The sequence below is a fragment of the Vibrio sp. ED002 genome (genome assembly GCF_023277445.1).
GTDB lineage: Bacteria > Pseudomonadota > Gammaproteobacteria > Enterobacterales > Vibrionaceae > Vibrio > Vibrio jasicida.
Window position 1 is genome coordinate 1 of record NZ_CP080238.1, and the last position, 23,653, is coordinate 23,653.

The 23,653-nt window shown below is 44.3% G+C and carries 17 protein-coding genes and 1 pseudogene; 11 read left to right on the forward strand and 7 right to left on the reverse strand.

Annotated elements, in window-relative coordinates:
- Positions 1 to 453 precede the first annotated feature (453 nt).
- The 3 genes from ITG12_RS00005 (at position 454) to ITG12_RS00015 (ending at position 5,059) form a co-directional block, all read left to right on the forward strand.
- Positions 454 to 2,523, forward strand: coding sequence for a UvrD-helicase domain-containing protein (locus ITG12_RS00005; RefSeq protein ID WP_248873281.1), 2,070 nt, complete (start codon positions 454 to 456; stop codon positions 2,521 to 2,523).
- 502 nt (positions 2,524 to 3,025) lie between these two features.
- Positions 3,026 to 4,000 (forward strand): DUF1852 domain-containing protein, encoded by a 975-nt coding sequence (locus ITG12_RS00010; protein WP_248873282.1) that lies wholly within the window; start codon positions 3,026 to 3,028, stop codon positions 3,998 to 4,000.
- A 30-nt stretch (positions 4,001 to 4,030) separates the two neighbouring features.
- Positions 4,031 to 5,059, forward strand: a complete 1,029-nt coding sequence (locus ITG12_RS00015) for a methionine synthase (RefSeq protein WP_248873283.1) — start codon at positions 4,031 to 4,033, stop codon at positions 5,057 to 5,059.
- Positions 5,060 to 5,665: 606 nt separating this feature from the next.
- Here the strand turns inward: ITG12_RS00015 and ITG12_RS00020 are convergent.
- Complete coding sequence (locus ITG12_RS00020) at positions 5,666 to 6,685, reverse strand: DUF2955 domain-containing protein (protein WP_248873284.1); 1,020 nt, start codon at positions 6,683 to 6,685, stop codon at positions 5,666 to 5,668.
- A 9-nt stretch (positions 6,686 to 6,694) separates the two neighbouring features.
- Positions 6,695 to 7,759: an HlyD family secretion protein gene (locus ITG12_RS00025; RefSeq protein ID WP_248873285.1), complete on the reverse strand. Its 1,065-nt coding sequence runs from the start codon at positions 7,757 to 7,759 to the stop codon at positions 6,695 to 6,697.
- Between the two features lie 114 nt (positions 7,760 to 7,873).
- On the opposite strand from ITG12_RS00025, the gene ITG12_RS00030 reads away from it, so the two are divergent.
- The 3 genes and pseudogenes from ITG12_RS00030 (at position 7,874) to ITG12_RS00040 (ending at position 9,924) form a co-directional block, all read left to right on the forward strand.
- The gene (locus tag ITG12_RS00030; RefSeq protein WP_248873287.1) at positions 7,874 to 8,734 is read left to right on the forward strand and encodes a LysR family transcriptional regulator; all 861 of its coding nucleotides are present in this window, start codon (positions 7,874 to 7,876) and stop codon (positions 8,732 to 8,734) included.
- A 116-nt stretch (positions 8,735 to 8,850) separates the two neighbouring features.
- Entirely contained in the window at positions 8,851 to 9,393 is a 543-nt protein-coding gene (locus ITG12_RS00035; RefSeq protein ID WP_248873288.1) for a hydrolase, read from the forward strand.
- 54 nt (positions 9,394 to 9,447) lie between these two features.
- A pseudogene (locus ITG12_RS00040) lies at positions 9,448 to 9,924 on the forward strand (GNAT family N-acetyltransferase).
- A 129-nt stretch (positions 9,925 to 10,053) separates the two neighbouring features.
- On the opposite strand, the gene ITG12_RS00045 reads toward ITG12_RS00040, so the two are convergent.
- The 3 genes from ITG12_RS00045 to ITG12_RS00055 form a co-directional block, all read right to left on the reverse strand.
- The gene (locus ITG12_RS00045; RefSeq protein WP_248873289.1) at positions 10,054 to 11,496 is read right to left on the reverse strand and encodes a hypothetical protein; all 1,443 of its coding nucleotides are present in this window, start codon (positions 11,494 to 11,496) and stop codon (positions 10,054 to 10,056) included.
- A gap of 96 nt (positions 11,497 to 11,592) precedes the next feature.
- Positions 11,593 to 12,927 (reverse strand): LysM peptidoglycan-binding domain-containing protein, encoded by a 1,335-nt coding sequence (locus ITG12_RS00050; RefSeq protein WP_248873290.1) that lies wholly within the window; start codon positions 12,925 to 12,927, stop codon positions 11,593 to 11,595.
- 330 nt (positions 12,928 to 13,257) lie between these two features.
- Entirely contained in the window at positions 13,258 to 14,154 is an 897-nt protein-coding gene (locus ITG12_RS00055) for a 1-aminocyclopropane-1-carboxylate deaminase/D-cysteine desulfhydrase (RefSeq protein ID WP_038871923.1), read from the reverse strand.
- A gap of 264 nt (positions 14,155 to 14,418) precedes the next feature.
- On the opposite strand from ITG12_RS00055, the gene ITG12_RS00060 reads away from it, so the two are divergent.
- On the forward strand, positions 14,419 to 15,657 hold the full coding sequence (locus ITG12_RS00060; RefSeq protein WP_248873291.1) for a leucine-rich repeat-containing protein kinase family protein: 1,239 nt from the start codon (positions 14,419 to 14,421) through the stop codon (positions 15,655 to 15,657).
- A 110-nt stretch (positions 15,658 to 15,767) separates the two neighbouring features.
- On the opposite strand, the gene ITG12_RS00065 is transcribed toward ITG12_RS00060, so the two are convergent.
- Entirely contained in the window at positions 15,768 to 17,066 is a 1,299-nt protein-coding gene (locus ITG12_RS00065) for a HAMP domain-containing sensor histidine kinase (protein ID WP_248873292.1), read from the reverse strand.
- Complete coding sequence (locus ITG12_RS00070) at positions 17,063 to 17,740, reverse strand: response regulator transcription factor (RefSeq protein WP_038880564.1); 678 nt, start codon at positions 17,738 to 17,740, stop codon at positions 17,063 to 17,065. The genes ITG12_RS00065 and ITG12_RS00070 overlap by 4 nt, the downstream gene beginning before the upstream one ends.
- A gap of 152 nt (positions 17,741 to 17,892) precedes the next feature.
- On the opposite strand from ITG12_RS00070, the gene ITG12_RS00075 reads away from it, so the two are divergent.
- From ITG12_RS00075 to ITG12_RS00090, 4 genes are all read left to right on the forward strand, one after another.
- Complete coding sequence (locus ITG12_RS00075) at positions 17,893 to 18,933, forward strand: glycosyltransferase family 2 protein (protein ID WP_248873293.1); 1,041 nt, start codon at positions 17,893 to 17,895, stop codon at positions 18,931 to 18,933.
- A gap of 2 nt (positions 18,934 to 18,935) precedes the next feature.
- The gene (locus ITG12_RS00080; protein ID WP_063344526.1) at positions 18,936 to 20,342 is read left to right on the forward strand and encodes a glycosyltransferase family 39 protein; all 1,407 of its coding nucleotides are present in this window, start codon (positions 18,936 to 18,938) and stop codon (positions 20,340 to 20,342) included.
- Between the two features lie 4 nt (positions 20,343 to 20,346).
- The gene (locus tag ITG12_RS00085) at positions 20,347 to 20,733 is read left to right on the forward strand and encodes a GtrA family protein (protein ID WP_248873294.1); all 387 of its coding nucleotides are present in this window, start codon (positions 20,347 to 20,349) and stop codon (positions 20,731 to 20,733) included.
- Between the two features lie 389 nt (positions 20,734 to 21,122).
- A complete protein-coding gene (locus tag ITG12_RS00090; RefSeq protein WP_042603293.1) occupies positions 21,123 to 23,219 on the forward strand; it encodes a methyl-accepting chemotaxis protein in 2,097 nt (698 codons plus the stop codon).
- The last annotated feature ends 434 nt before the right edge of the window (positions 23,220 to 23,653 follow it).

The following is a 23,653-nucleotide window of genomic DNA, read 5'->3' on the forward strand; positions in this document are numbered from 1 at the left end:
GTAATAAAAACTTATATTTGTGGAAAAACTGCAAGTAAAGATGAAAAACAGCCTGTTAAGTTACCTGCCGCTTTAGATTATTATGAGTCAGAGAATGGTAGATTTAAGCTTGTATATCAGAAAGATGAGATTAATAATTACTATTCTTCAAGTTTTGAGGAGGCTTTTATTCTCACGAATTATGATAATCTAATTTTAAATAAAACTCTCAAAGAGCTAAAGCCAAAAATTTATGAACGTATAGTGGGTAAAGATCTAGAATTAGATTATGAAAAAAATAAAATTAGCTCCTATGAGTGGCAGAAAAAACTGAACAGTAGTAAAAGCGACTTTGCTAATACACTCATATACTACATGCTTTCTTCAGACTCAGAAGACCCTAAGATGCCATCATACATTAATAGTGGGATTGATTGGCTTAAGTCTAAACTAAATGCTTAATTGGAGTGCGTAATGGAACTATCTATTGAGAATTTAGAAAAACTAGAAGATGAAAAGAATTGTCAAAATATCATAGAGAGAAAAATTGACTCTATGAGTGACTTTGTCTTTGAAGCAGGAGCTGGATCTGGTAAAACTTATGCGTTAAAAGAAAGTATTAAATATATTCTGGTTACAAAGTCAAAACAACTAAATAGAAATAACAAAAAAGTTCTTTGTATTACCTATACAAATTCGGCTTCAAGCGAGTTAAAATCTAGACTTGGTAATACCAAATTAGTTGAGATATCAACAATTCATGATGCTCTTTGGGGGATTGTCTGTAATCAGAAAAAAGCTCTACGTAATGTCCATAGAAGTAAAATAAATAGAGAAATAGACATTACAGAGAGAGATTTTTTAGAAAGCGATAACGGAAAGGTTAACTCTTGGTTTAAAAGCCAGAACGATATTTTTATTAGAAAGGAATTTATTCAGAAGATATTGAGCAAAGACTTTCTTGATTTGTATTTTTCAAGAAAGAGAAGAAAAAAATTAAAAGAATTTAAGGATGAAGTTGAGTCATTTGGTTATACATTCAATAAGAATCAAGGAAAGTTTGAAAAAACGGTTTACTACGTTAATAAAATCTCAAAACTAATACGTGCTAAGGATAAACTTGATACAGAAAATAATATATTGGTAAAGTATGACCCCAATACCAATAGGGATGCTCTACACAAGATGAAGTTTAGTCACGATACATTGTTAGAGCACTCGCTATCTATCTGTAATGAATATCCTTCTATGCTTGATATCATAATAGATAAATATCCATACATATTCGTTGATGAGTTTCAAGATACCAGTCCGACAGTAATTAGTCTTCTTAGTAAAATTTCGACTAGAGCGAAAGAGCGAGCAAGGGATATGTGTGTTGGATACTTTGGTGATCCAATGCAGGCAATATACAGAAAAGGAATTGGTAGTAAAGTTCATTGCGTTCATAATGGACTTTGCACTATAAACAAGCGTCACAACCGAAGGTCTTTCAAAGAAGTAATAGAAGTATTTGATAAATTCAGGACAGATGACCTTTCTCAGTTTTCTATTTATGATGATTGTGAAGGAGGCTCATTCGAATACTACTATTGTAAATTAGACTCCGGAGATAAGACCTCTGATTTAGTTAAAGTATTTCTACCTGAAATTAAAGATAAGCTAGAGTTAGGTGAAGATGATAAAATATGCTGCTTAGTATTGAAAAATTCTACGATATCTGAACTGGTAGGATTTCCGGATCTTTATAGATCTTTTAGCAGACTTTTTTATCATGAAGATGCATCCAGACTTATAATTAGCAATAATGTTAACAACTTAGATCAATTTATCAGGCGTGTATATAATATAATCAACTTTTTATATAAAAGTGAGGCTAAAAATAAGTCACTTAGATATTTTACAGAAAATACTTCTAGAAATATTACTCTTAAGGAAAGTCTAAACTATATCAAAGAAGTTAGGAGCATAAAACTAGATCGAGATGTTAGCTTGTCAGAGGTAATAAATGATGTTCTGTCAAGCTATAGCTCCTATTCTAGATTATTACAAGAGAATATTCAGGATTTGTTTTTTATCTGTAATGGTGAGTACAATTTAGACCAATTCATTAATAACTCTGTGAAAGAAGTTTCCGAGTACTTGTTTAAGGATATTGACGAAGTAAATGATATAATTACGGAAGCTCTCGGCTTAAAATTAGACGAGTTTATAAAATGGTATGAATACTTAGATAAAGATATCAAAAGTAATGAGGTCTTTATGACTTGTCATAATTCAAAAGGTCTAGAATACAAGAATGTTGTTGTTTTTCTAGAAGAGAGGTTTGAGAGAAAGTCAGATTACATTTCTGCATTCTTTGATGACATTGACAATGAAAAATACCAAAGCAGAAGAAATCTACTCTATGTTTCCCTTTCTAGAGCAGTTAAAAACTTGATTGTATGTTACTTGTGTAATGATGAAGAATCTGCAAGTAAACCGCGTCCATACTTCGGTGAACCTAAAAAGTGGGTATTAGGTAGTAGATTGTCTAACTCGTAGAAGATTGTGAAGTAGGAGTGCTGAGGTGTTCCTACTTCATTGAAGCTGAATCGTCTGTAGTCTTTTTGATATAATCATTATATGTGTGGGGTTAATCTAGCTTGTCCTTTAAGGTATTGATCTCCAAGCGACCATATTCGTCCCATACTCCCCGTCACTATCTAGCTGTTGGAACATTCTGGGCAGTTCAGTGAGGTACGGAAAAATTGCAGAGTAACTAACAATCGTTGTGTCTCTCTATCTCAAACAATCCCAAAAACTCAAACCATGAAATTCCTTCATGTTCAACGTGAAGTATTACCAATGTTATTCAAGTAACGAAGCAAGTATAAAAAACAGACTGCTCTGGTGTTAGGCACTGTGACAGCTGTTTTTGAACTGAATTTTCGAAGTAAACGCTGCACACACTGACGATTGGGAAAATCAAAAAACACAACCATCCCCAAGAACAGAGTTAGGAATCAGTCAGCGTTTATCTAAGGAAATAGGATACCAACTCACCATGAATAACGATTTCAACTTTGCTATTAAGAGCATCCGTTTTGATGAGAACTACCAACCATCAGACAGCACGCGCATCACGACCAACTTTGCCAACCTAGCTCGTGGTGATAGCCGCCAAAATAACCTTCGCAATGCACTGCGAATGATCGACAATCGTTTTAATGCCTTGGCACATTGGGATAACCCAAATGGCGATCGTTATAGTGTCGAGTTGGAAATCATCTCTGTGGATATGGATATCCAAGGCAGTGGTGAAGCGTTTCCTTCTATTGAAGTGCTCAAAACCAACATTATTGACCGCAAAACTAACGAACGTATCGAAGGTATTGTCGGTAACAACTTCTCTTCTTATGTGCGTGATTACGACTTTAGCGTTCTGCTGCTAGACCACAACAAAGACCAGCCTCAATTTAGCATTCCTGCTGATTTTGGTGAGTTGCACGGCAAGCTGTTTAAAGCGTTCGTGAAGTCGGAATCGTACCAACAACATTTCCAAAAGCCGCCAGTGATTTGCTTGAGTGTGTCGGACAACAAGGTTTACCGCCGTACTGACAACCAGCATCCAGTGTTGGGTTTTGAATACCAGCCAAACGAATCGTCATTGACCGAGCGGTACTTCAAAAAGATGGGCTTACAGGTGCGCTACTTTATGCCGCCAAACAGTGTCGCTCCGTTGGCGTTCTACTTCTTCGGCGACTTGTTGAATGACTACTCAAACCTAGAGCTGATCAGCACAATCAGTACCATGGAGACGTTCCAAAAGATTTACCGCCCAGAGATTTACAACGCGAACGCGGTAGCAGGTCAATGTTACCAACCGAACTTGAAGAATCTCGATCACTCGTTAACCCAAATCGTTTATGACCGCGAAGAGCGCAGCCAGCTTGCGAAAGAGCAAGGGAAGTTTGCTGAGGAGCATTTCATCAAACCTTATCAAGCGATCCTTGAGCAATGGTCTGCAAATTACGCGTAATCGAAAACGAGAATCTAGAAGGGAATGACGATGAAAACACTATTACCGACTTCAACGGCGGGCAGCTTACCTAAGCCTTCTTGGCTGGCTCAACCAGAGACGCTTTGGTCACCGTGGAAATTGCAAGGCGACGAACTAATTGATGGCAAACGCGATGCGCTGCGAGTCTCTTTACAAGAGCAAGAGTTGGCAGGGGTCGATATTGTCAGTGACGGTGAACAAACGCGCCAACACTTTGTGACGACCTTTATTGAACACCTAAACGGCGTAGACTTTGAGACCCGCAAAACCGTGACCATTCGTAATCGCTATGACGCGAGTGTACCGACGGTCGTTGGCCCAGTAAGCCGAACCAAACCTGTATTTGTGGAAGATGCGAAGTTCTTACGTCAGCAAACCAAACAACCGATCAAGTGGGCGCTGCCGGGGCCAATGACGATGATCGATACGCTGTATGATGATCACTACGGTAGCCGTGAAAAGCTGGCTTGGGAATTCGCAAAGATTCTTAACCAAGAAGCCAAAGAGCTTGAAGCGGCGGGTGTCGATATTATCCAATTTGATGAGCCCGCATTTAATGTGTTCTTTGATGATGTGAACGAGTGGGGCATTGCGTGTTTAGAGCGCGCTATCGAAGGGCTAAAGTGCGAAACTGCAGTGCATATCTGCTATGGCTATGGCATCAAAGCCAACACAGATTGGAAGAAAACATTGGGCTCTGAATGGCGACAATACGAAGAGGTGTTCCCGAAGCTCCAAAAGTCCAATATCGATATTATCTCGCTTGAGTGTCACAACTCGCGTGTACCTATCGAACTATTAGAACTTATCCGAGGCAAAAAGGTGATGGTTGGCGCAATTGATGTGGCAACTAACGAGATTGAAACACCAGAAGAGGTTGCAGAAACTCTGCGCGAAGCGCTCAAGTACGTCGATGCCGACAAACTTTACCCATGCACCAACTGCGGCATGGCGCCTCTACCTCGCGAAGTTTCAACTGCGAAGCTCAATGCACTCAGCGCAGGCGCAGAGATCATTCGAAAAGAGTTGGCTGGCTAATATCAAAACTTAGGTTCGACGCAATAAACTAAAGTCAGGGTCATTCCAGCGAATCTAAGCGAGACTAGGAATCTGCTAACCACTCGCTGGAAAACGGCGATAGCCTTCGAACTTCACAGCACTCGGTAGGTAGATCCTGAATCACCTCGTCCCTCGCTGTTCAGGATGACGGTTGTTGGGAGATACGTTGCTCACGATGTCCTTATAAGTGGAGTGTATCCAAAGTCGGGTCATTCCAGCGAGTCTAGACGAGACTAGAAATTCACTAACCACTAGCTGGAAAACGGCGATAACCTTCGAACTTCACAGCACTGGGTAGGTAGATCCTAAATCACTCGTTCCTCGTCGTTCAGGGTAACGGACGTTGGTAGATACGTTGCTCGCGATATTTTTATATTTGGTCTGTATCCAAAGTTGGGTCATTCCAGCGAGTCTAAACGAGACTAGGAATCTGCTAACAACTCGCTTGGAAAATGGCGATAACCTCAGGACTTAATAGCACTCTTTGGGTAGATCCTAAATCACTTCGTTACTCGTCGTTCAGGGTGACCGGTTCTAAATAAAAATGCCGCTCCCAGTAAAGTGAGCGGCATACTTCGTTTCCCGTCAATTCAATTCCACATTCTTCATCTCAGGATGCTTCAATAACATCACGCGAATCCAGTGGTGTACTACCCACATCACCATTGCGGTAAGCATTACCGCTACGAATATCGAACTGAATCGGTACCAGATGGAGAAGAACGCGTCTTTCTGCTCAGGCACCAATGACGTGGTCAGTGGAACAGACAGGGCAGACATCGCCGAGAACGCAATGGCGGCTTTGACTTGTCCTTTCGTTAGCCACAAACAGAATGGCCCCATAGCGATGGTAAACGCCAGCCAGAACAACAGTCCATGACCAAACCAACTGCCCAAGATTAACTGCACCGCCATACCTGCGATACAACCCAACGCTGTACCGATGATGCGGATTTTCGCCATGGCCATTGAGCCTGCCAATGTCATTGGCGTTAGGATGATGAGGATCGAAGCCTGCGCCGAAAGTGAGTCGTACAAATCACCTATTTGGAACACCAAAAATGCGGCCATGGCAACCACCCAGCCCATTGCTACTTGGCTGATGTAGTCGATATCGCTTTTTACTGGCGTAGTCATTTCTGTTTGTAAGATCTTCGATTCTGGCTCTGGGAATAGCCAATAGGCGAGGGCACAGACAAAGATATTGCTGAACGAAATCACCCAAAGGTTGACGTTGAACTCCTCGATATCCATGAAATCGTAGCTCGCGAAGTTCAGCACGATCGAGCCAACCAATAACCCCATGTAGCCAAACAGATAGGTTTTTGGGTTCATCATTGCGATGCATTTAAACAGCATCATAATGCCCACTGCCGCGAACATCAGTGTGGGGTGGAACTGTAAGTATTCGAGAATAAAGGTGGCTTGAACTGTCGTCCAAACCGCCGAGAACAGCACCATCAATACCAATGGCAGACTGAAGTGGTCCATACGGCCGAGTACAAACAGTGGTAGCATGACGGCAAAGAAACCGTAAGACCAACCAAAGATCATGCTCAACGCCAAACCCATTGAGCAGCCAAACCAAATACGTAAGGTTTTCATCGCAGCCGCCTAGTAGATAAAGTGGAACCAGCTAGCAAGGTAGATTTGAACTTGTGCCATCAGCGCCCAAAACGGACTGTTGTCTGGGTAAAGCACGATGGTGGCACGAGAACCAACGAACAGAGAGGAAGGCAGTGCTTCTTCGCTGGTTAGGTTCACACGAGTGCGCTGCGCATCACGTACCCAACGGTTGTTCACTTCAACTTTGGTCAATGCACCGTTTGGAGTTTGCTGTGCCGCGGCAACGCCGTAATCTCGACTAGATAGGTCGAAGTCATAAACCGAACCTGGGTTAGCATCAAACGCAACCATTGCGTGGTAACTGTTGTCGACGCCCGCTACCGATTTCTCACGAAAATCCGCAACAACCCACATTGATCCGGTTGGTACAAAGGTAAGCAATGGCATGTTGGTGTTTGCCATGGTGCCGACTTCCAATTGCAGGTTAGTTACTACGCCGTCACTCGGAGCAAGGACTGCGGTATTAGTTAGATCGAGTTGAGCTTTCTCAATGCCATTTTGAGCAATGCGTACTGCGGTGCTTTGGCCTTTTTTGTCCCCAAGTTGTGCTTCAATCACTTTCAAGTTTTGTTGCTCGGCTTTGAGCGCAGCTCGTGACACTTGGTTTTGTGCGTAGGCACTGTCTAAGTTGGATTGAGAAATGACTTTTTGCTTCGACAACTTTTGTAAACGTGAGTACTCACTGTGCGCGTTGTTGTAAGTCGCTTGAGCACGAGCAATGTTTGCCAGTGCAGCTTCCCGCTGCGAATACAGTGTTGCTTCTTTTTCGTAAGCGGATTGCAGTGATAGCTGCGCTTGTTCAAGGGCGATTTTGTATTTACGAGCATCAATGGTGAACAGCACATCGCCTTTGTGTACAGACTGGTTGTTGGCAATCAGCACATCGGTCACTTTACCTGAAACTTCTGGTGCAACTTGCACCACGTAACCTTGGACTCGCCCTTCGGTCGTGATTGGTGCGTGTCGATCCGCAATGATGATGTAGAAAAATAGTACAATGAACAGGACAATAAGTGTTCGCATCCAGTGTTTGAATTTATGATCTGCCGTCATAATAGATACCTGAATTTATGGTGCTCGCAAGCAAATTAGACAGGCGATTATAGAGAACTTGGTCACAATTCAGTAGAATGACAATAAGCACATGAATGACCTAAAAGTAGGACAATGAACGTTAGTTTTGATGATCTTCACCTGTTTAGCCAAACCGTCGTGCACGGTGGTATCAGTGCGGCGGCAGAGGCGAACCAGTTACAACGCTCTAAAGTGAGCCGACGTTTGCAAGAATTAGAGAAAGCGTTGGGCTGCCAATTGCTGATTCGAACCACGCGAACCATTGAGTTGACCGAGCACGGCAAGCGTCTGTTTGAGCTGGTGGGGCAACCCATAGAGCACATTCAACAAGGTTTGAATGTGATGCATGAATACCAACAAGAGTTGACGGGTAAAGTGCGTGTTGCGATTCCTTCTGCATTGATGAGCTCGGCGGCGTTTAATTCGATCATTAACGAATATACGACCCGTTACCCTGAGATGTCGGTAGAGATTGAGAACCACCAAGAGAGTGTCGATCTTAAGCGACAAGCGTTTGATCTTCAGCTTTTACCGAGCGTAGCGAAAGTCTCGGACGACAGCTATGTTCAGTTCAGCTTATTGCCTTATCGCAGCCATTTTGTGGCGTCTAAAGCCTACCTAGAGGCGCATTCACCATTAAAAACCATGGAAGATTTAAAGCACCATCGTTTGCTCACCAACCGTTACAACGCGGATTTACTCGACTCTGAATTGCATGTGGCATTGAAATCCGACGATTTGAATTTACTTCGTTCTATGGCGATCGCAGGCAACGGCATCGCCTTTATCCCGCAAGTGCACTCTAAGCCAGCTTTAGAAGACGGCCAGTTAGTCGAAGTATTGCCAGAGTTCACGCACCCTAAACAACATCTGACGTTGATTTACCCGTCTAATTTGTTTTTACCCAACAAGGTCAAAGTGTTAATCGAACTGTTTCGAGAACGATTCAAATAGCGTGAGCGGACAATAATTTTGCGAATTTGCTCATCTGATTATGCTGGGCTTCTGGTACATTCTTTATATTCAAATGCTTGAGCAGAGTTATGCTCTTGTCGCTCTAGGAGATGAGAATGTTATCGAAGAATACCACGGGTCTAATTGTTGTCGACGTGCAGGGTAAACTGGCAACGCTAATGCACGAAAGTGAAGCACTGATTGAAAGTACGACTAAGTTAGTCAAGGGCGCAAAGGCTCTCAAGCTCCCTATTGTTTGGCTTGAACAAAACCCAGACCGATTAGGCCCGACGGTAGAACCGATCCGCGAAGTGTTAGCGAAGGACCATTTGCCGATCGCTAAACACACTTTCGATGGTTGCAAAGAACCGACATTCAAACTCGCGGTAGAAAACGCCAAAGTCGATACATGGTTAGTTTGTGGTATCGAGGCGCACATTTGCGTGTATCAAACCGCGGTGTCGCTGCGTCAAATGGGCTACCGAGTGGAACTGGTGACGGATTGTGTCTCTTCCCGAACGCCAGCCAACAAAGCGTTAGCGCTGGCAAAACTGACTGCGAATGGCGTTGGTCTAACAGGCGTAGAAATGTGTTTGTATGAAATGGTAGAAGATTGCCGAGCACCAGAGTTTAAAGAGATCTTAGGACTCATCAAATAGTAAACAATAGCAGTAGCAGACAATTGCTACGGTGAAACAATGGCAGAGATGAAGATGGAACTGAGAGCATTTGAAAAGGAAGATTACGAGGTACTCATCCGTTGGATTGATTCAGAGCAACTGAACTATCAATGGGGTGGGCCAAATTTCAACTTCCCTCTAGACCACCAACAGATTAGCCTCCATTGCGCGAAACCTGAAGTCTTCCCTTTTATGCTCGTTTTTGACGGGAAGCAGGCTGGCTATGTTGAGCTGTTTAAAGAGTCTCAATCCCAATTTAGAATTTGTCGTGTTTTTGTTTCCAATGATTTTCGAGGGAAAGGTCTTTCGAAAGTCATGCTCACGCAGCTCATCGAACTGTCTCAAACTCAGTATCATGCTTAAGTCTTGTCGTTGGCGGTCTTTGAACGTAACACCGTGGCCAAGAATTGTTATGAATCTCTTGGGTTTGAAGTGACGTCGCGTGAATCAGGAGAGCGTTCTTTTGATGGCGAGATCTGGGATTTGTTATTCATGGAAAAGCGTTTTTAGCACGAATATAACCCCCCTTACTATCGACAAATTCAGGAAGAAACAAACACCACAACGTGAGCAGTATGAGTTTGTATGCATCTCCCCTGGCGCTATCGGCCTGCCAAGGGAAACACGTCTTATTATGGCTTACGCTTCATCATGTGTATGACTCGACTCTTCATATGGATAGAGTGCGGCATTCGTCTCATCTAACCCTTCCGGCTCAAACTGATAGCCAGACCCCATGCTCATGTCTTTGTACTTCACCAACATCTTTTCAATAACGAGAGACTGAATACGCAGAGGATCTTTTCCTAACGTTGAGGCGATGTATTCACTGAACGCCTGAACCGTCACGTTATGCTTTTGTACGTTTGGTTTTGTACCAGTTTTCACTTGAATGACGAGGTTTTTTTCGTTCTCAGATATTTGAGTCAGATGCGCTTTAAACTTGTTATTGTAAACGTTGGATGTTGCCTTTAATCGCAGCTTGTTGATTCTTGGATACTGACTTTCGAGTTCGTCATCGAGCTTTTGGTGTAGCTTCAGATCTTTTAACGCAATGGATTTTTGCTGATCAATGCTGTTGAAGAACTTCATTTCGTTGGAGACATCAATATCTTCTGAAGAAGAGATAAATGCAGGGTCAAACAACACATTGCGGTTGAGCATAGTGAACTGTTCGATTGGTCTGCCTTTTACTGCCCCTTCATTGAGCAAGCTGTTTGGTGCTTTTGCGCCTTTCTCGTAGGTGTCACCACTTGTGACACCAAGTGCAATATACAGCGTGGTATCGTCTTTGACTTCTGATGTCGCCTCTTCTGCGGCTGAGATAAGATCCATTTCAGACATGAGTACGTTGCAGTCCATCATGGTGATTTTTTTAAGGTGGTTGAGTTTACAAAAATCCACGACAGCTTTTCTTGTTGCACCGAAACCAACGGTACCGGACTCGAATGACCACCCAACCAAACCTACGCCAGCAGCTTGAAGTAGTGTCCCCATTTGTTCTTGATATAAGTTCAGCTCACTTTGGTGGACGAACAGATAGACGGGGCGACTCATCCCCTCAGTGTACCAATACAGTTCTTGCAGCTTTTCTTTGGATTTAAACTCTTCCGGCATTCCGACAGAAGGTACCATTAACGCGGTACCTGAGTTGGATTGAGGTGGGATCTTAATATCAAATTGAGACATGCTTTCCGAAGCAGAATCGCGGCTTTGTTGCCGAGTTTGCATTGGGCTTGGGTCATTGATTTGTCGGCGATAATAAACGCGCTCTAGCTCATCATAGTTATTTAAAACCTGATCGACGGTGACTGGCTCGTACTTCAATGCGCCGGTGTTGTCATTAACGACATAACGGTAGTTAAAACGAATTAGCGCTTCTGGCGGTCTGTCTTGGATTGCCAAGTCATTTTCTTCAACGTGGTTTTGCCAGTTGAGTTGGAACTCGTTCCACTTCGCTAAGTTTTGAACGTCTCGTAATCGTTTCGCCGGAGCGCCTTCTTGTGAATGGTGAGACGCGTCATTCTTTCTTTTTTTTGTTTGGCTTGAAGAAGAAGCCGGTTGGTTATTTTCACCGTACATAAACGTGTTCACTTTTTTAAATTCAGGCGACGATAGGCTGATTCTTATCGTATTGGCATTTGGTTAGGCGCTTTGTTCGAGCGCAGCTGGCGGCCTTTAAGCCTTTGATACACTGGTTATATGCGTCAGTTGTATGTCGTCTTCAATAAAAGAAACGGCCACACGTAACAACCGATTTTCCACCTTCTGTACATTCAACACAGGTGTATTCTGTGACAAGTTGGAATGGTTAAAGATATTGATGACGGTTGATGGTTGGTTTGCACCGCAATACTCTCCCCATACATCTCGCTTTGAATATTTTCCCCAAATATCCCCAAGCGGATAGGCATGTCCGACGATGAAGTCGTTCTGTGGGCAACTTTGGTCAGAATTGCCCGTTGCTTGAGCCGGCTGCGTAATGTTGACCGTTAGCACATCGCCAACTTTTAATGAAATAGGATCACTTTCAAACGTCGGATTGAGTTTGAGCAGCGCTTTTGCTGACAAACCGTAGAGAGGAGCAATGTCTGTCCACCATTCTTGTTTTCCGTCGTCTTTTGTTCTCACCTTATGATTTTTTATGTGGACGGGTTTAATGTCCGATTCAGTGGTTGTTTTGGTTCGTGGCAGCAAAGGCTGCTTCCCCACAGCTTTAAGTGCAGCAATATCGATTAAAGTGGCGTGTTGATCGAGCCAAGTTTGGTTGATTTCTGCAAGCGCGTCATTGGTAAGTTTTTCGCGACGATAGAAAATATGTTGCGCCGCTGCCTTCTTACCTTCAATAGCGACAGGGGCGAGTATCATGTTAAACGTTTTTGGGCTAATGAGCTCATCTGTCATGCCGTTGGCCGTAGAAGCCGTCACTTGCCAAGAGAATTTATCATTCCCTAGGATCGCCATTTCATACATTAGCTTCCCGTCATGGAAATAATAGTAATAACCTTGCGCTGCCCATCCTAATAACCCCTTGGTTTCTACCGCTGGAATAAATGGTAAGAACTCAGCATTAATATATTCACTACCAACTGGCTTGGGGGTGATTTTAAATTTTTGATTCAGGCCGATGTCTTGAAAAAGTTCATGTAAAAGGGTTTTGTCTTCGGCTTCGAAACACTCGGCAGATAACACCGTGCAGAGTGATGGTTGATTTTGCTCCAATTTGCTCCAGCGTTTTATCAACGGTTCATTTTGTGTTTTCGCTAAAGAAAAAACACCAGACTGCAGGGTATTTAAGTCATCTTTGGGAGCATGAATTTTTATTCGACATTCGAATCCAGCCTCGGCTTGAGATTGACTGTTGCTAACAACCGCACCGTAGCTTGCTTGAGTCGCGTTCTTTGACGTTGATGAGTAGTTTGTGCGTGAGCGGTTACTTGACGAAGACGTTACTGAATCGATAAGTGGCGCGTAGCCAGCTCCCCTCACACGTGTTGATGTTGGACGCTTCATTAATATCGCCTCTTGAATTTAATTGGTGATAGCTTAGCGGCAAATAAAAGAACGCACTATAGACAAAACAACCAATTCCTTTTGCTTACTTACTAAATCTATAGTCAGAACGAAAGTCACGCAGGGTAAGGTATTTAATGATAATAATGTTTTTTAAAGCGAGGAGGTGATGCAATAAATATTATTAATGCGAAGGGAGGGTAGATATATTTAAGGTTTATTTTAGCAAAGCGTGAAGCGCTAATTATTGGTTATTATTGACGAAAACTTAATAACCAATAACTGTTAATCACTCACTAGCGCTGTGGCTTATTAGAAGTACTAACAAGCTTATTCAAACTCTCTTTGGTATCTCGGCAGCATGGACTCATTGCCAAGCAACCCGCCTTGATGGATGTAGATGAGCGTTTTATCCTCGTTTTCTGCTAACCAAGGCTGCAAACATTGCCACATGTAAGGATCATAAAGCAGGTCAAACTCGAGGTTGGTATGGTCGTACAAGGCATTCCAGGTTTCGTAGTCGCTTTGGTATAAACGGCCAAAATGGTGTTTATTGCGCACCGAAAGTATGGTTGGGTGGTTTTCAGTTTCCAGTGTATTGAATTGCTCAGTCAGGTAGTCGGCATCCCCTACGCAAGCACAGGTAAGGACTTCGATTCCATGTGGCTTTAGGTGTTTACTCAGGTACAACGCGGTGGTTCCGGTTCCCGATGGCAACGCTACGGCAAACTGTTTTTTGCCTTCAAGGCGTGTCCAATCAAGCAGTTCACGCGCCAGTTGTTTTACCCCGGCTTCGGCAATCGTCGCTTTTCCGCCTTCTGGGACAACCAAGGTTGTGTCGTCCAACCCACGTACTTGCTCGATATACTCGGTTGGATGCAAAGTGGACTCGATGTCCTGCATCGCCGTGATATTCATACCTAAATCGAGCGCGCCTCGATAGTTGCCGATAGGGGAGTCTTTAAGCCAAGACGGAATATGTTGAACGTAGAACTCGAAGTTCCAGCCTTTGATTTGCGCCAGAGCGGCAAGGGAATACATCGCGTTGGATTGAGCTGAACCGTAACTGATGAGTGTTTTGATTTGGCTATTTTGCGCTTCCATCAGCGCCATAAATTTACGTGCTTTGTTGCCCGAAAAGTGAGAATGAAGCATGTCATCACGTTTAAGAAAAAAGGTGTGACCGTAAAAGTTATGTTGAGTTATCGGGCTTTCAGAGAGTTTCATGCTACTGCTGACGTGTCCAACCACGCGACCTGCCGTTCAAAAGGGCGCGTAGTGTAACGCCATTAAATCCAGATCAAAAGTCTGTGTTTGAGCGGTAGCCGGATTCGACTTCTTGTTAAAGTGGCAACCTTTCTTCACGCCCCGTTTCAGTTAATGTCCTTTTTTGAGTGTTTTTTTTTTGTGACATTCTTAACGTTCCTCGCCTTTCAAGGTTAAGACACGTAAACTACGCCGCTTATTTCAACTCAATCAGAAGGCTTGGTTTTGCAAACTCTAGAACAATTAAAAACAGGACAATTAGTAGGAACGAAACAACTGAAGTTGGCGGAAGGGCTAACTGAGTTTCCTATGGAAATTTTAGAGCTTGCAGAAACGCTTGAAGTGTTAGATTTATCTGGTAACGCACTGTCAGATTTGCCACCAGAACTGGAACAGTTGACCAAGCTAAAAATCATCTTTGCTTCTAATAACCAGTTCACGCACTTACCAGAAGTCTTGGGCAAGTTGCCAAACCTAGAAATGGTTGGCTTTAAAACCAACAAGATCAAAGTGGTGAGTGAAGCCTCACTACCAACTCAGTTACGTTGGCTTATTCTGACCGATAACGAGATTGAAGTTCTCCCAAACAGTCTGGGTGAAAGACCGCGCCTAAGAAAGCTTGCACTGGCGGGCAATCGCATCAAGCAACTGCCAAATAGCATGGAAAACTTGGTTAATTTGGAATTGATTCGTCTCTCAGCGAACCAGCTAGAGCAGTTCCCTGATGTGTTGATGAAGCTGCCTAAGTTGGCGTGGTTTGCTTTTGCAGGTAACCCATTCTGCAAACACCCATCGTCGCTAAATAGTGTGCCGAGAGTGACCACAAACAGTTACTCGCTTAACCATGTTCTCGGGCAAGGTGCGAGTGGCGTGATTTCTCATGCTAACTGGACTGACGTTCAATACGACTTCCCGAATGAAGTGGCGGTAAAAGTGTTTAAGGGCGAAGTGACCAGTGATGGTTACCCACATGATGAACTTGAAGCATGCTTGCAAGCAGGGCATCACAACAACTTGGTGAAATCCATCGCGCAGGTGGATGACGGTAATGAGCTTGCTTTGGTGATGGAGCTGATCCCAAACAGTTACTACAACTTAGGTTTGCCGCCAACGTTGGAAACCTGCACCCGAGATACATTCCCACAAGGGTTTACGCTGACGGTCGAGCAAGTGAATTCTATTGTTGAACAGATGGTGGACGTGTTTAATCATCTGCACGACAACAAGGTGTGCCATGGCGATTTGTATGCGCACAATACTTTGGTGAATGACCAAGGTGAGATGATCTTCGGCGATTTTGGTGCGGCGAGCATTTACGGTTACTTATCGGACGAGCAGCAAGCCGCAATCAGAGCCATTGAATCGAGAGCGTTGAAGTGCTTTATCGAAGATGTGTTTTCTGTTTGTGAAGCGTCGGAATCGGCATCGCAAGCATTCAATCGACTCGCTGCGCTTGCGGCATAAGACTTTATTTAACAGCGAAAGGTCGACAGACGATAGAAAGAGGTATCGAATTGCTCGTTTTAATACTGAGCCAATGAGATACCTCTTAATTGAATCAAGTGCTGAGGAAGTTACTCTGAGCAAGTCTCTTGATGCTCTGACGCAAGATCAATCATTGCCTCACATCCACCCTCTGGATGTGTACCAATCTTAAATTGCCAGCCATAACGCTGGCATAAATCATCCACAATCATCAAACCCAATCCGTGCCCATCAGAATGTGGAATGGTCGAAAAGCCTTCGCCTTCATCACGTACCGAGATGGTGTTCTCCCCCATGCTGATATGAATTGATCCCGATGGTGTCGCGGCGATGCCGTTGCGAATAAGGTTGCCAAGAATAATGGTCAACACAGCATTGGTCGCGCGCGTTTTTGGGTTTCCGTCGATCTGTACATCAAAGCTGAGTGCTTTCTCATCCGCCTGAGCTTGGCTTTGGAAGATGATTTGGTTGAGTTCTTCTTCGGTGATGCTACGCACCGGTGAATCGTCTGCATTGCGCTCGTAACGCACTAAGCCGAGTAGGGCATCCACCATGGTCGACATCTGCTGCGTTGCATCTTGAATTCGGTTCACTTGGCGGGTTTGGAAATCCGTGTTCGCACTTCTCGCCAGTAAGCTACTTGAGCCTTTCATCACGGTTAACGGTGTGCGCAGTTCATGGCTCGCGTATCGCGCAAAAGCTTGTTCGCGTTTGATGACCTGATTAATTTTATGACGGTATTCATTCAGCTCATCGGCAAGGGCTTGGAACTCTTTGGCTGAGCTGTCTGGCACATTGAACGTTTGTGAAGGGTCACCTTGATGTTGGTCTAGCTGGTTTTTCAGGGTGTTGACTGGTTCAATCAAACGTTGCGACAGACGGAGCAATAAACTGCCAAACAAGAAAATCAAAACCGCAACGATAGAAAGCACCATGGCGACGACCATAATGAATTCTTCAGAGGTAATTTCGATTTCATCGATTAAGGAAATCAGAATGATGGGGTGTTCGACACCTTTGTAAGTGTACGTGCTCATGTAGATCATTCTGGAGCTTGGCTCGTCACCCACTTCGTCTAAAAATCGGCTTTTTCCAATCAGGTATTGTTGGAACTGTTCTGGTATGAGCTGAATGTCATTGTATGCGGTAGTGAGAACGTCGAGTTTAATCACGCCTTGCTCAGGGTGAGACTGAAAGTGCTCGATGGCTTCTTTTTTATCGATCATGATACGGCGTTCACCGACACGATCCTCAGACCAAAGCAGTGCGCCTGTAATCAAAAGAAAACAAAAAATGCCAATCACGACCGACACCAAAGAGAAAAACAGAGCGAGCCGCCCTGTCATACTTTGTGTGCTTTGCGTGCTAGCAAGTAAGCGATTGATCATGCATCTGGCTCCAAGCGAAAGCCAACTTTCGGCACGGTGATCAGCACATGTTGTTCAAATGGCTTATCGAGTTGGTTACGTAGCTGGTAAATGTGGCTGCGCAGAACGTCGTTATTCGGCTCGTTCTCTTGCCATAGCTGGAAGGCGATTTCTTCACGCGTCACCACATCCGGTGCGCTTTTCACAAGCATTTCCAGAATGGTGTAAGTGGTTGGATTGAGCGCCAGCAGCTTATCTTGACGGTACGCTTTACGCGTTCTTTGGTCGATAGACACTTCACCGTATTCCAACTTGCTCGATGCGACCGTGCCACGGTAACGACGAATCAGTGCCATCATGCGCGCTTCAAGAATATCCAGATCGAAAGGTTTGGTCAGGTAGTCATCGGCGCCGTGTTGGAAGCCTTTGAGCATATCGTCACGGCTATCAAGTGCGGTCAGCATAAGTACCGGTGTGTTGTTGCCCGCATCGCGAAGTTTATTACACATGGTCAGGCCATCCATGCGTGGCAACATGAGATCGAGCAAGATGATGTCGAAGGTGTTTTCCATCGCCAGTTTCAGGCCGAGCTCGCCGTTGTCTGCATAATCGAGTTCCATACCTGCACACTCGAAATAATCGAACAACATGCCTGCGATTTCTCGATTATCTTCGACTAAAAGTACGCGTTTCATGTATTTCTCTCCAAGTGGGCGGGTTTTCGAAAATAAGACTTCGTCTTAACCGAACATTATTCACTAAGAACGTGAAAAAGATGTCAACAACATCTCTTTCACATTGATGTTTGTAGACTGGATTCATTCATCGGATTTAGTGGAAGAGTAGCATGTCAACCTTCAACATTCACGCTGCAGCCTTTTCAAAGGTGAGCCAAAACACTGAGCCTAAAACAGTTTTGTCTGTTGTGGTGCCATTCTTTAACGAGCAAGAAGTCTTGCCTGAATTTCATCGTCGTTTAGCCGCCGTTTTGGATGAAATGCCAGAACGCTGCGAAATCGTTTATGTCGACGATGGCAGCAAAGACGACAGCCTAATGATCGCGCAAAGCTTTTCTCAATCTTCTAGCGACGTTCGTTGTATTGCATTAAGCCGTAACTTCGGCAAAGAGTCCGCCATGAGTGCGGGTTTGGAACACTGCCAAGGTGAAGCGGTGATCGTGATTGATGCCGATTTGCAAGACCCGCCTGAGTTGATCCCGCAAATGGTATCAAAATGGCGTGAAGGGTATGACGTGGTGAACATGCAGCGCAGTGAACGCCACGGTGAAACTTGGTTCAAACGCTTTTCGGCCGCTTGCTTTTACAAAGTGCTTAACAGCATGGTGAAATTGGATGTGCCGGAGAATGTGGGCGATTTCCGTTTATTGAGCGCAAAAGTGGTTAAACACATCAATGCGCTGCCAGAGCGTAACCGATACATGAAGGGCATTTTCTCGTGGCCTGGCTTCAAACAGGTGACGGTGCAGTTTGAGCGTGATGCTCGTTTCTGCGGCGAGACCAAGTGGAACTACCTCAAGTTGATTGGCCTAGCAATGGACGGCATTACCTCGTTCTCGATTCGTCCTTTGCGTTTAGCGACGTTAGCGGGTGCGTTAGTGGCGTTAAGTGCCTTTCTTTATGGCGCATTCATCGTGATGAAAACCGTAGTATTTGGGGAACCTGTGACGGGTTACCCATCCATGATGGTGGTTCAACTCGCATTGGGAGGCGTTCAACTGCTGTCGATTGGCCTTTTGGGCGAATACATCGGGCGTATTTTTGTCGAGACCAAGCAACGTCCTCTTTATCTTGTTCAGTCTGTTTATGAGCAGCCTGCAAAACATCAATCCATCCAAACCATGAAGTTTAAACTGGGAGAAACCGCGTAATCATGAGTATTAATAAAACCCATCTGTGGTTGTTGTTGGCGTTTGCTCTTTTACTCCGTCTTATTTCACTTGCCGCTTACCCTTTGATGGACACCACAGAAGCCCGCTACGGCGAAATGGCGCGCTTAATGGTGGAAACCGGCAATTGGCTTACCCCACAGTTTGATTACGGCGTGCCTTTTTGGGGGAAACCACCCCTATTCACGTGGATGAGTGCTTACGGCATTGAGCTGTTTGGATTGAATGAATTTGCAGTGCGCGCGCCTCATTGGTTAGCGGGTGTTGCGACGATTGTTTTTGTTGCTTTCATGGCGCATCGTGCAGGCTTTAATGCAGTCATCGCAGCGTTGGTATTAGCGACGTGTGGCATCTTTTCAATTGCGGCGGGCGCAGTGATGACCGACATGGCACTGACGTTGGCAATGACCATGGCGATGGTCGGCTTTTACTATTGTTGGCTCGGCAAAGACAAACACAGCCGATTGTGGGGTTACCTCGGTTTCTTTGGTTTGGCTTGTGGGTTGTTGGCAAAAGGTCCCGTAGCGATAGTGATCATGGGCATCGCAGTATTTCCTTGGCTTGTGATTCAGCATGGTTTCTTTGGCGCTTTTAAAGCCTTGTGGCAGCGGTTTCCTATCGTATCGGGTTTGGCGCTTATGCTGGCGGTTGCTCTGCCTTGGTACATCATGGCAGAAATGGCAACGCCGGGCTTTATTGATTACTTTATTGTTGGTGAGCACTTTAAGCGTTTTGTTGTCAGCGGTTGGGAAGGGGACCTGTATGGCTCTGCTCATGATCAACCACGTGGGATGATCTGGGTATTCTGGCTGCAGTCGGCTGCGCCTTGGTCAATTGTATTGCCTATCTTGGCGTGGAAACGTCGTAAGGTACTCAAAGCCATTGAAACTGATCATCAAGGCCTATTTAGCTTCCTGATGTGTTGGCTGATTTCCCCAATGATCTTGTTCACCATGGCAGGGAATATTTTGCCTGCTTACGTACTACCGGGTGTGCCTGCATTGGGTATCTTGATTGCGATGCTGGTGGATAAACACGATTTTAAATGGTTGACTGGAACGGCGGCGGTGTTACCAGCTTTGCTGATGATTGCGATGTTGGTTTTGAATATGGGCAAAGCAGACAGCCGCAGCGACCGCATCATCTTCGCACAAATTAATGACAACGCTCCGGTATTTTACATTGGTAAGCGCCCGTTCTCAGGCCAGTTCTATAGTCATGGTCAGGCGAAAAAGCTTGAAGATAAGAATGACTTAAACAATCTGAAGAAATTCCACCTGATTGGTAAATCGCAGCAAGTGGATAGCATGATTCATGAAAATGCGTTGAGTTGTACCAACGAGTTCACAGCAAAATCGAAACGCTCACTCTACACCTGTGTGATTGGGTAACGGAATGCACAAATTAATCAGGTTTGCTCTGGTTGGTGGTGTCGGCTTTATAGTCGACACCCTTATCTTTTCGCTGTTGTTCCATTGGTTTGGTCTGGAGCTGATGTTGGCTCGTGGGATAGCATTTTTGTTTGCGGCAACCACGACTTGGCTTGGCAATCGCTGGCTGACTTTCTCTCAAGCAGAAAAAACCGATCCGTTTGCTCAATGGCAAAAGTTTATGGTGAGTGTTTGTATTAGTGCAGTGCCGAACTTTGCGGCTTTCAAAGGTTTGACGCTTATGTTTGGGACTCAAAACTATATGGTGTACGTCGCGTTGGTTTTCGGAATATTGGTAGGCATGATGAGTAACTACTTACTCAGTACAAAATGGGTATTTAGCGAACATTGATCCTAGCTTATTTGCTTTAATACTGAATAACTGCATTAAAAACAGGGAGATGAAGAAAATTAAACGTGACTCAAGTCACGGTTTGGCTAATCTAATACTCAGTATAGGAGAGTGAATAGCTATGGGTACTTTCGTATAAGATTCATCTTGAATGTTGATTTTAAATTCTATAAATACAATGACTTAATGATCGATTCTCTAGGTTTTATTTATTGTGGGGCTCATGCGCTTAAAATATAAAACTGGCCTCATACGTAACCCTGTTAATAAGTTTGATCTTTCCATTCTCTTTTCATTCATATCTTGACGTCTTCTGTTCACCTCTGTTGTTTAAAATCCATGAAATTTCAGAAAATAATGCCAATCTATCATCAGTTACAGAGGTGACTATGTTTAACAGTATACGTACGCGAATCGCAGTCAGTGCGGGCGGTGCCATGGCCTTCACCTTATTGATTGCAATGGGTATGACAACCAACGCATTTACTGACGTGAACAAGCAAGTGAACGAGAAAGTAAAAGCGCAATTGACGGATGCGACTAGCACCGATTTGCAAAATACCGCGATTCAGCAGGGGTTGGATATTGCTAACCAACTTGATCCTGTATTGGCAAACTTAAAACAAGTACGTTCGATCATTGAGTTGAGTGCAGAAACCAACGCAAGCGCAGACCTTATTGTTAAACAGTTTACTGCCGCGCTAGAAGCACAGAATAAAGCCGTATTTGCGGGCTACATGGTTTGGCAAGACAAAACGTGGCCAGAACAAGTGACGTTTAATCCAGAAGAGGGTTTTAACAGCCAAGGCTATCTGGCGCCTTTCTTCTCGCCAAATGACCAAAATAGCTTTGATGCAGTGGCGATGGAGAGCTTTAGCAACACGGAGCTAAATAGCAGTGGTGAACGTAAAGACGATTGGCATTTAATGCCTTATGAAACGGGTAAAACGTTCGTCATGGAGCCGTACTTTTATCCTGTACGTGGTAAGCAAGAGCTGATCACAACGATCAGTCAACCAATCAAACAAGGTGGCAAAATCATTGGCTCTCTTGGGTTTGATCTGTCTCTTTATGAGCTACAAAGCCAGAGCGAGCAATCTGCACGTAACTTGTTTGATGGCAAAGGTAAAATCCTCATCACATCATGGAAGGGCATCACCCTAGCGAATAGCCGCGCTGCTGATATGGTCGGTAAGAAGGTCTCTTCTGAACTGGCCTCTGAATGGTCTAACATCCAATCTATTGCAAAACGTCAAGGCGCTGGTCTTGTGACCTTTGGCGGTGATGAATATGCGATTACTTCTATCGATACGAGTGACGCTCCATGGGTAGTCATGGTGTCGGTTCCCAGTAGCCACCTTGCAAGAAGCGTCGATGACTACGCGCAATGGAGTGATGAACAGAATTCAAAAGCGCTTGAAAAAGGTGTGTGGGCGGGGATCATCGCTGCTCTTCTAGGTATTGCCTCGATGGCTTTGATCGCGAACTCTCTGGGTAAAGTGCTAAACAATCTGGTTGAGCGTTTTAAAGATGCCGCGCAAGGTGAAGGTGACTTAACTTACCGTATCGAAGTGAAAGGTAAAGATGAAACTGCGCAATTGGCACATTGGTTCAATACTTTCCTATCGCGTATGCAAGAGATGCTGCTGACCGTGATGGTGACTGCTGATCAAGTCGATAAGAATGCGACCGAAGGTCAAACGCGCGCTGCGGCTTCTCGCGATCAATTGAATACGCAAGTGAATGAGGTGAACTCATTAGCGACGGCCATCAATGAAATGAGTGCAACCGCGCAAGAAGTGGCGAACTCTGCGGTCCAAGCGGCAGCGGCGGCGAGCCAAGTACAAAGCAACAGTCTAAATGGTATGACTCGCATGGACAATGCTGCGAGTGCGGTAGATAGCTTGGCAATGCAAGTCAACGATGCGCAGCAACAAACACAAAACCTAGTGGATTCTAGCACGGCGATTCAAGGTATTTTGAGTGAGATTGGTGGCATTGCAGAGCAAACCAATCTGCTGGCTCTGAACGCGGCTATTGAAGCTGCACGTGCAGGTGAAGCGGGTCGAGGCTTTGCGGTGGTTGCCGATGAGGTTCGTAACCTTGCAAATCGTACTCAAGGATCAACTGAAGAGATTCGTACGATGCTGGCCCGTCTAGAACAAGAAACTCAATCAATTGTGGTCTTGATGGAACAAAGCCAAAAGCAAGCTAATGATACTAAAGGTGAAACACAAGCTGCCCACTTAGCGCTGTCTGAAATCAACCAAGCGATTGAAGTCATCAATGATATGAACAACCAAATCGCTTCGGCAGCAGAAGAGCAGAGCTCAGTATCAGAAGAGATTAACCGCAATGTAGTGATCATCAACGACACGGCGGTAGAGGTGATGGATACGATGACCTCTTCAGTAGAAATCAGTAACGAGTTGACGGTAAAAGCGAGCGATCTTCACGGTGAGCTGAGTAAGTTCAAGCTGTCTTAATTCGTCTTTCCTCATTTTTCATACAAAGCCGAGCAGGTAAATCTGCTCGGTTTTTTTGTTCTGTACTTTCATTTTTGCACTTCAATAACCGCTTTTTCTCGGTATTTTCTTCAACGTTTGCGTCTTTTTAAAATTCACGTCGTCTTATCAGCATGGACTAAGGTTGGAGAGAGCAGTTATTGATGTTTTATTCATTCACAACCATTGTTTTGTATCGTAAATGAATGGCATTTTATAAATATTATCGCCTTTTAAATTTGTTATTACCGTACGCGATTTTTACTGACTTTAAGAACTTGTTCTAGATCATTAAAGTGTTCAAAAGTGCAATCTTTGATTTTAAATATTTAAACTTTGATGAGGTTTAAGAAATTAAACCCAATTCATATGTTTTTGGTGATCTTGTTCAACTATTGTGCGTGATTTCGATCAAT

Coding starts and splice junctions, on each gene's coding strand:
- ITG12_RS00005 (WP_248873281.1), top strand. CDS start 454: ATGGAACTATCTATTGAGAATTTAGAAAAACTAGAAGATGAAAAGAAT.
- ITG12_RS00010 (WP_248873282.1), top strand. CDS start 3,026: ATGAATAACGATTTCAACTTTGCTATTAAGAGCATCCGTTTTGATGAG.
- ITG12_RS00015 (WP_248873283.1), top strand. CDS start 4,031: ATGAAAACACTATTACCGACTTCAACGGCGGGCAGCTTACCTAAGCCT.
- ITG12_RS00020 (WP_248873284.1), bottom strand. CDS start 6,685: ATGAAAACCTTACGTATTTGGTTTGGCTGCTCAATGGGTTTGGCGTTG.
- ITG12_RS00025 (WP_248873285.1), bottom strand. CDS start 7,759: ATGACGGCAGATCATAAATTCAAACACTGGATGCGAACACTTATTGTC.
- ITG12_RS00030 (WP_248873287.1), top strand. CDS start 7,874: ATGAACGTTAGTTTTGATGATCTTCACCTGTTTAGCCAAACCGTCGTG.
- ITG12_RS00035 (WP_248873288.1), top strand. CDS start 8,851: ATGTTATCGAAGAATACCACGGGTCTAATTGTTGTCGACGTGCAGGGT.
- ITG12_RS00045 (WP_248873289.1), bottom strand. CDS start 11,496: ATGTACGGTGAAAATAACCAACCGGCTTCTTCTTCAAGCCAAACAAAA.
- ITG12_RS00050 (WP_248873290.1), bottom strand. CDS start 12,927: ATGAAGCGTCCAACATCAACACGTGTGAGGGGAGCTGGCTACGCGCCA.
- ITG12_RS00055 (WP_038871923.1), bottom strand. CDS start 14,154: ATGAAACTCTCTGAAAGCCCGATAACTCAACATAACTTTTACGGTCAC.
- ITG12_RS00065 (WP_248873292.1), bottom strand. CDS start 17,066: ATGATCAATCGCTTACTTGCTAGCACGCAAAGCACACAAAGTATGACA.
- ITG12_RS00070 (WP_038880564.1), bottom strand. CDS start 17,740: ATGAAACGCGTACTTTTAGTCGAAGATAATCGAGAAATCGCAGGCATG.
- ITG12_RS00075 (WP_248873293.1), top strand. CDS start 17,893: ATGTCAACCTTCAACATTCACGCTGCAGCCTTTTCAAAGGTGAGCCAA.
- ITG12_RS00080 (WP_063344526.1), top strand. CDS start 18,936: ATGAGTATTAATAAAACCCATCTGTGGTTGTTGTTGGCGTTTGCTCTT.
- ITG12_RS00085 (WP_248873294.1), top strand. CDS start 20,347: ATGCACAAATTAATCAGGTTTGCTCTGGTTGGTGGTGTCGGCTTTATA.
- ITG12_RS00090 (WP_042603293.1), top strand. CDS start 21,123: ATGTTTAACAGTATACGTACGCGAATCGCAGTCAGTGCGGGCGGTGCC.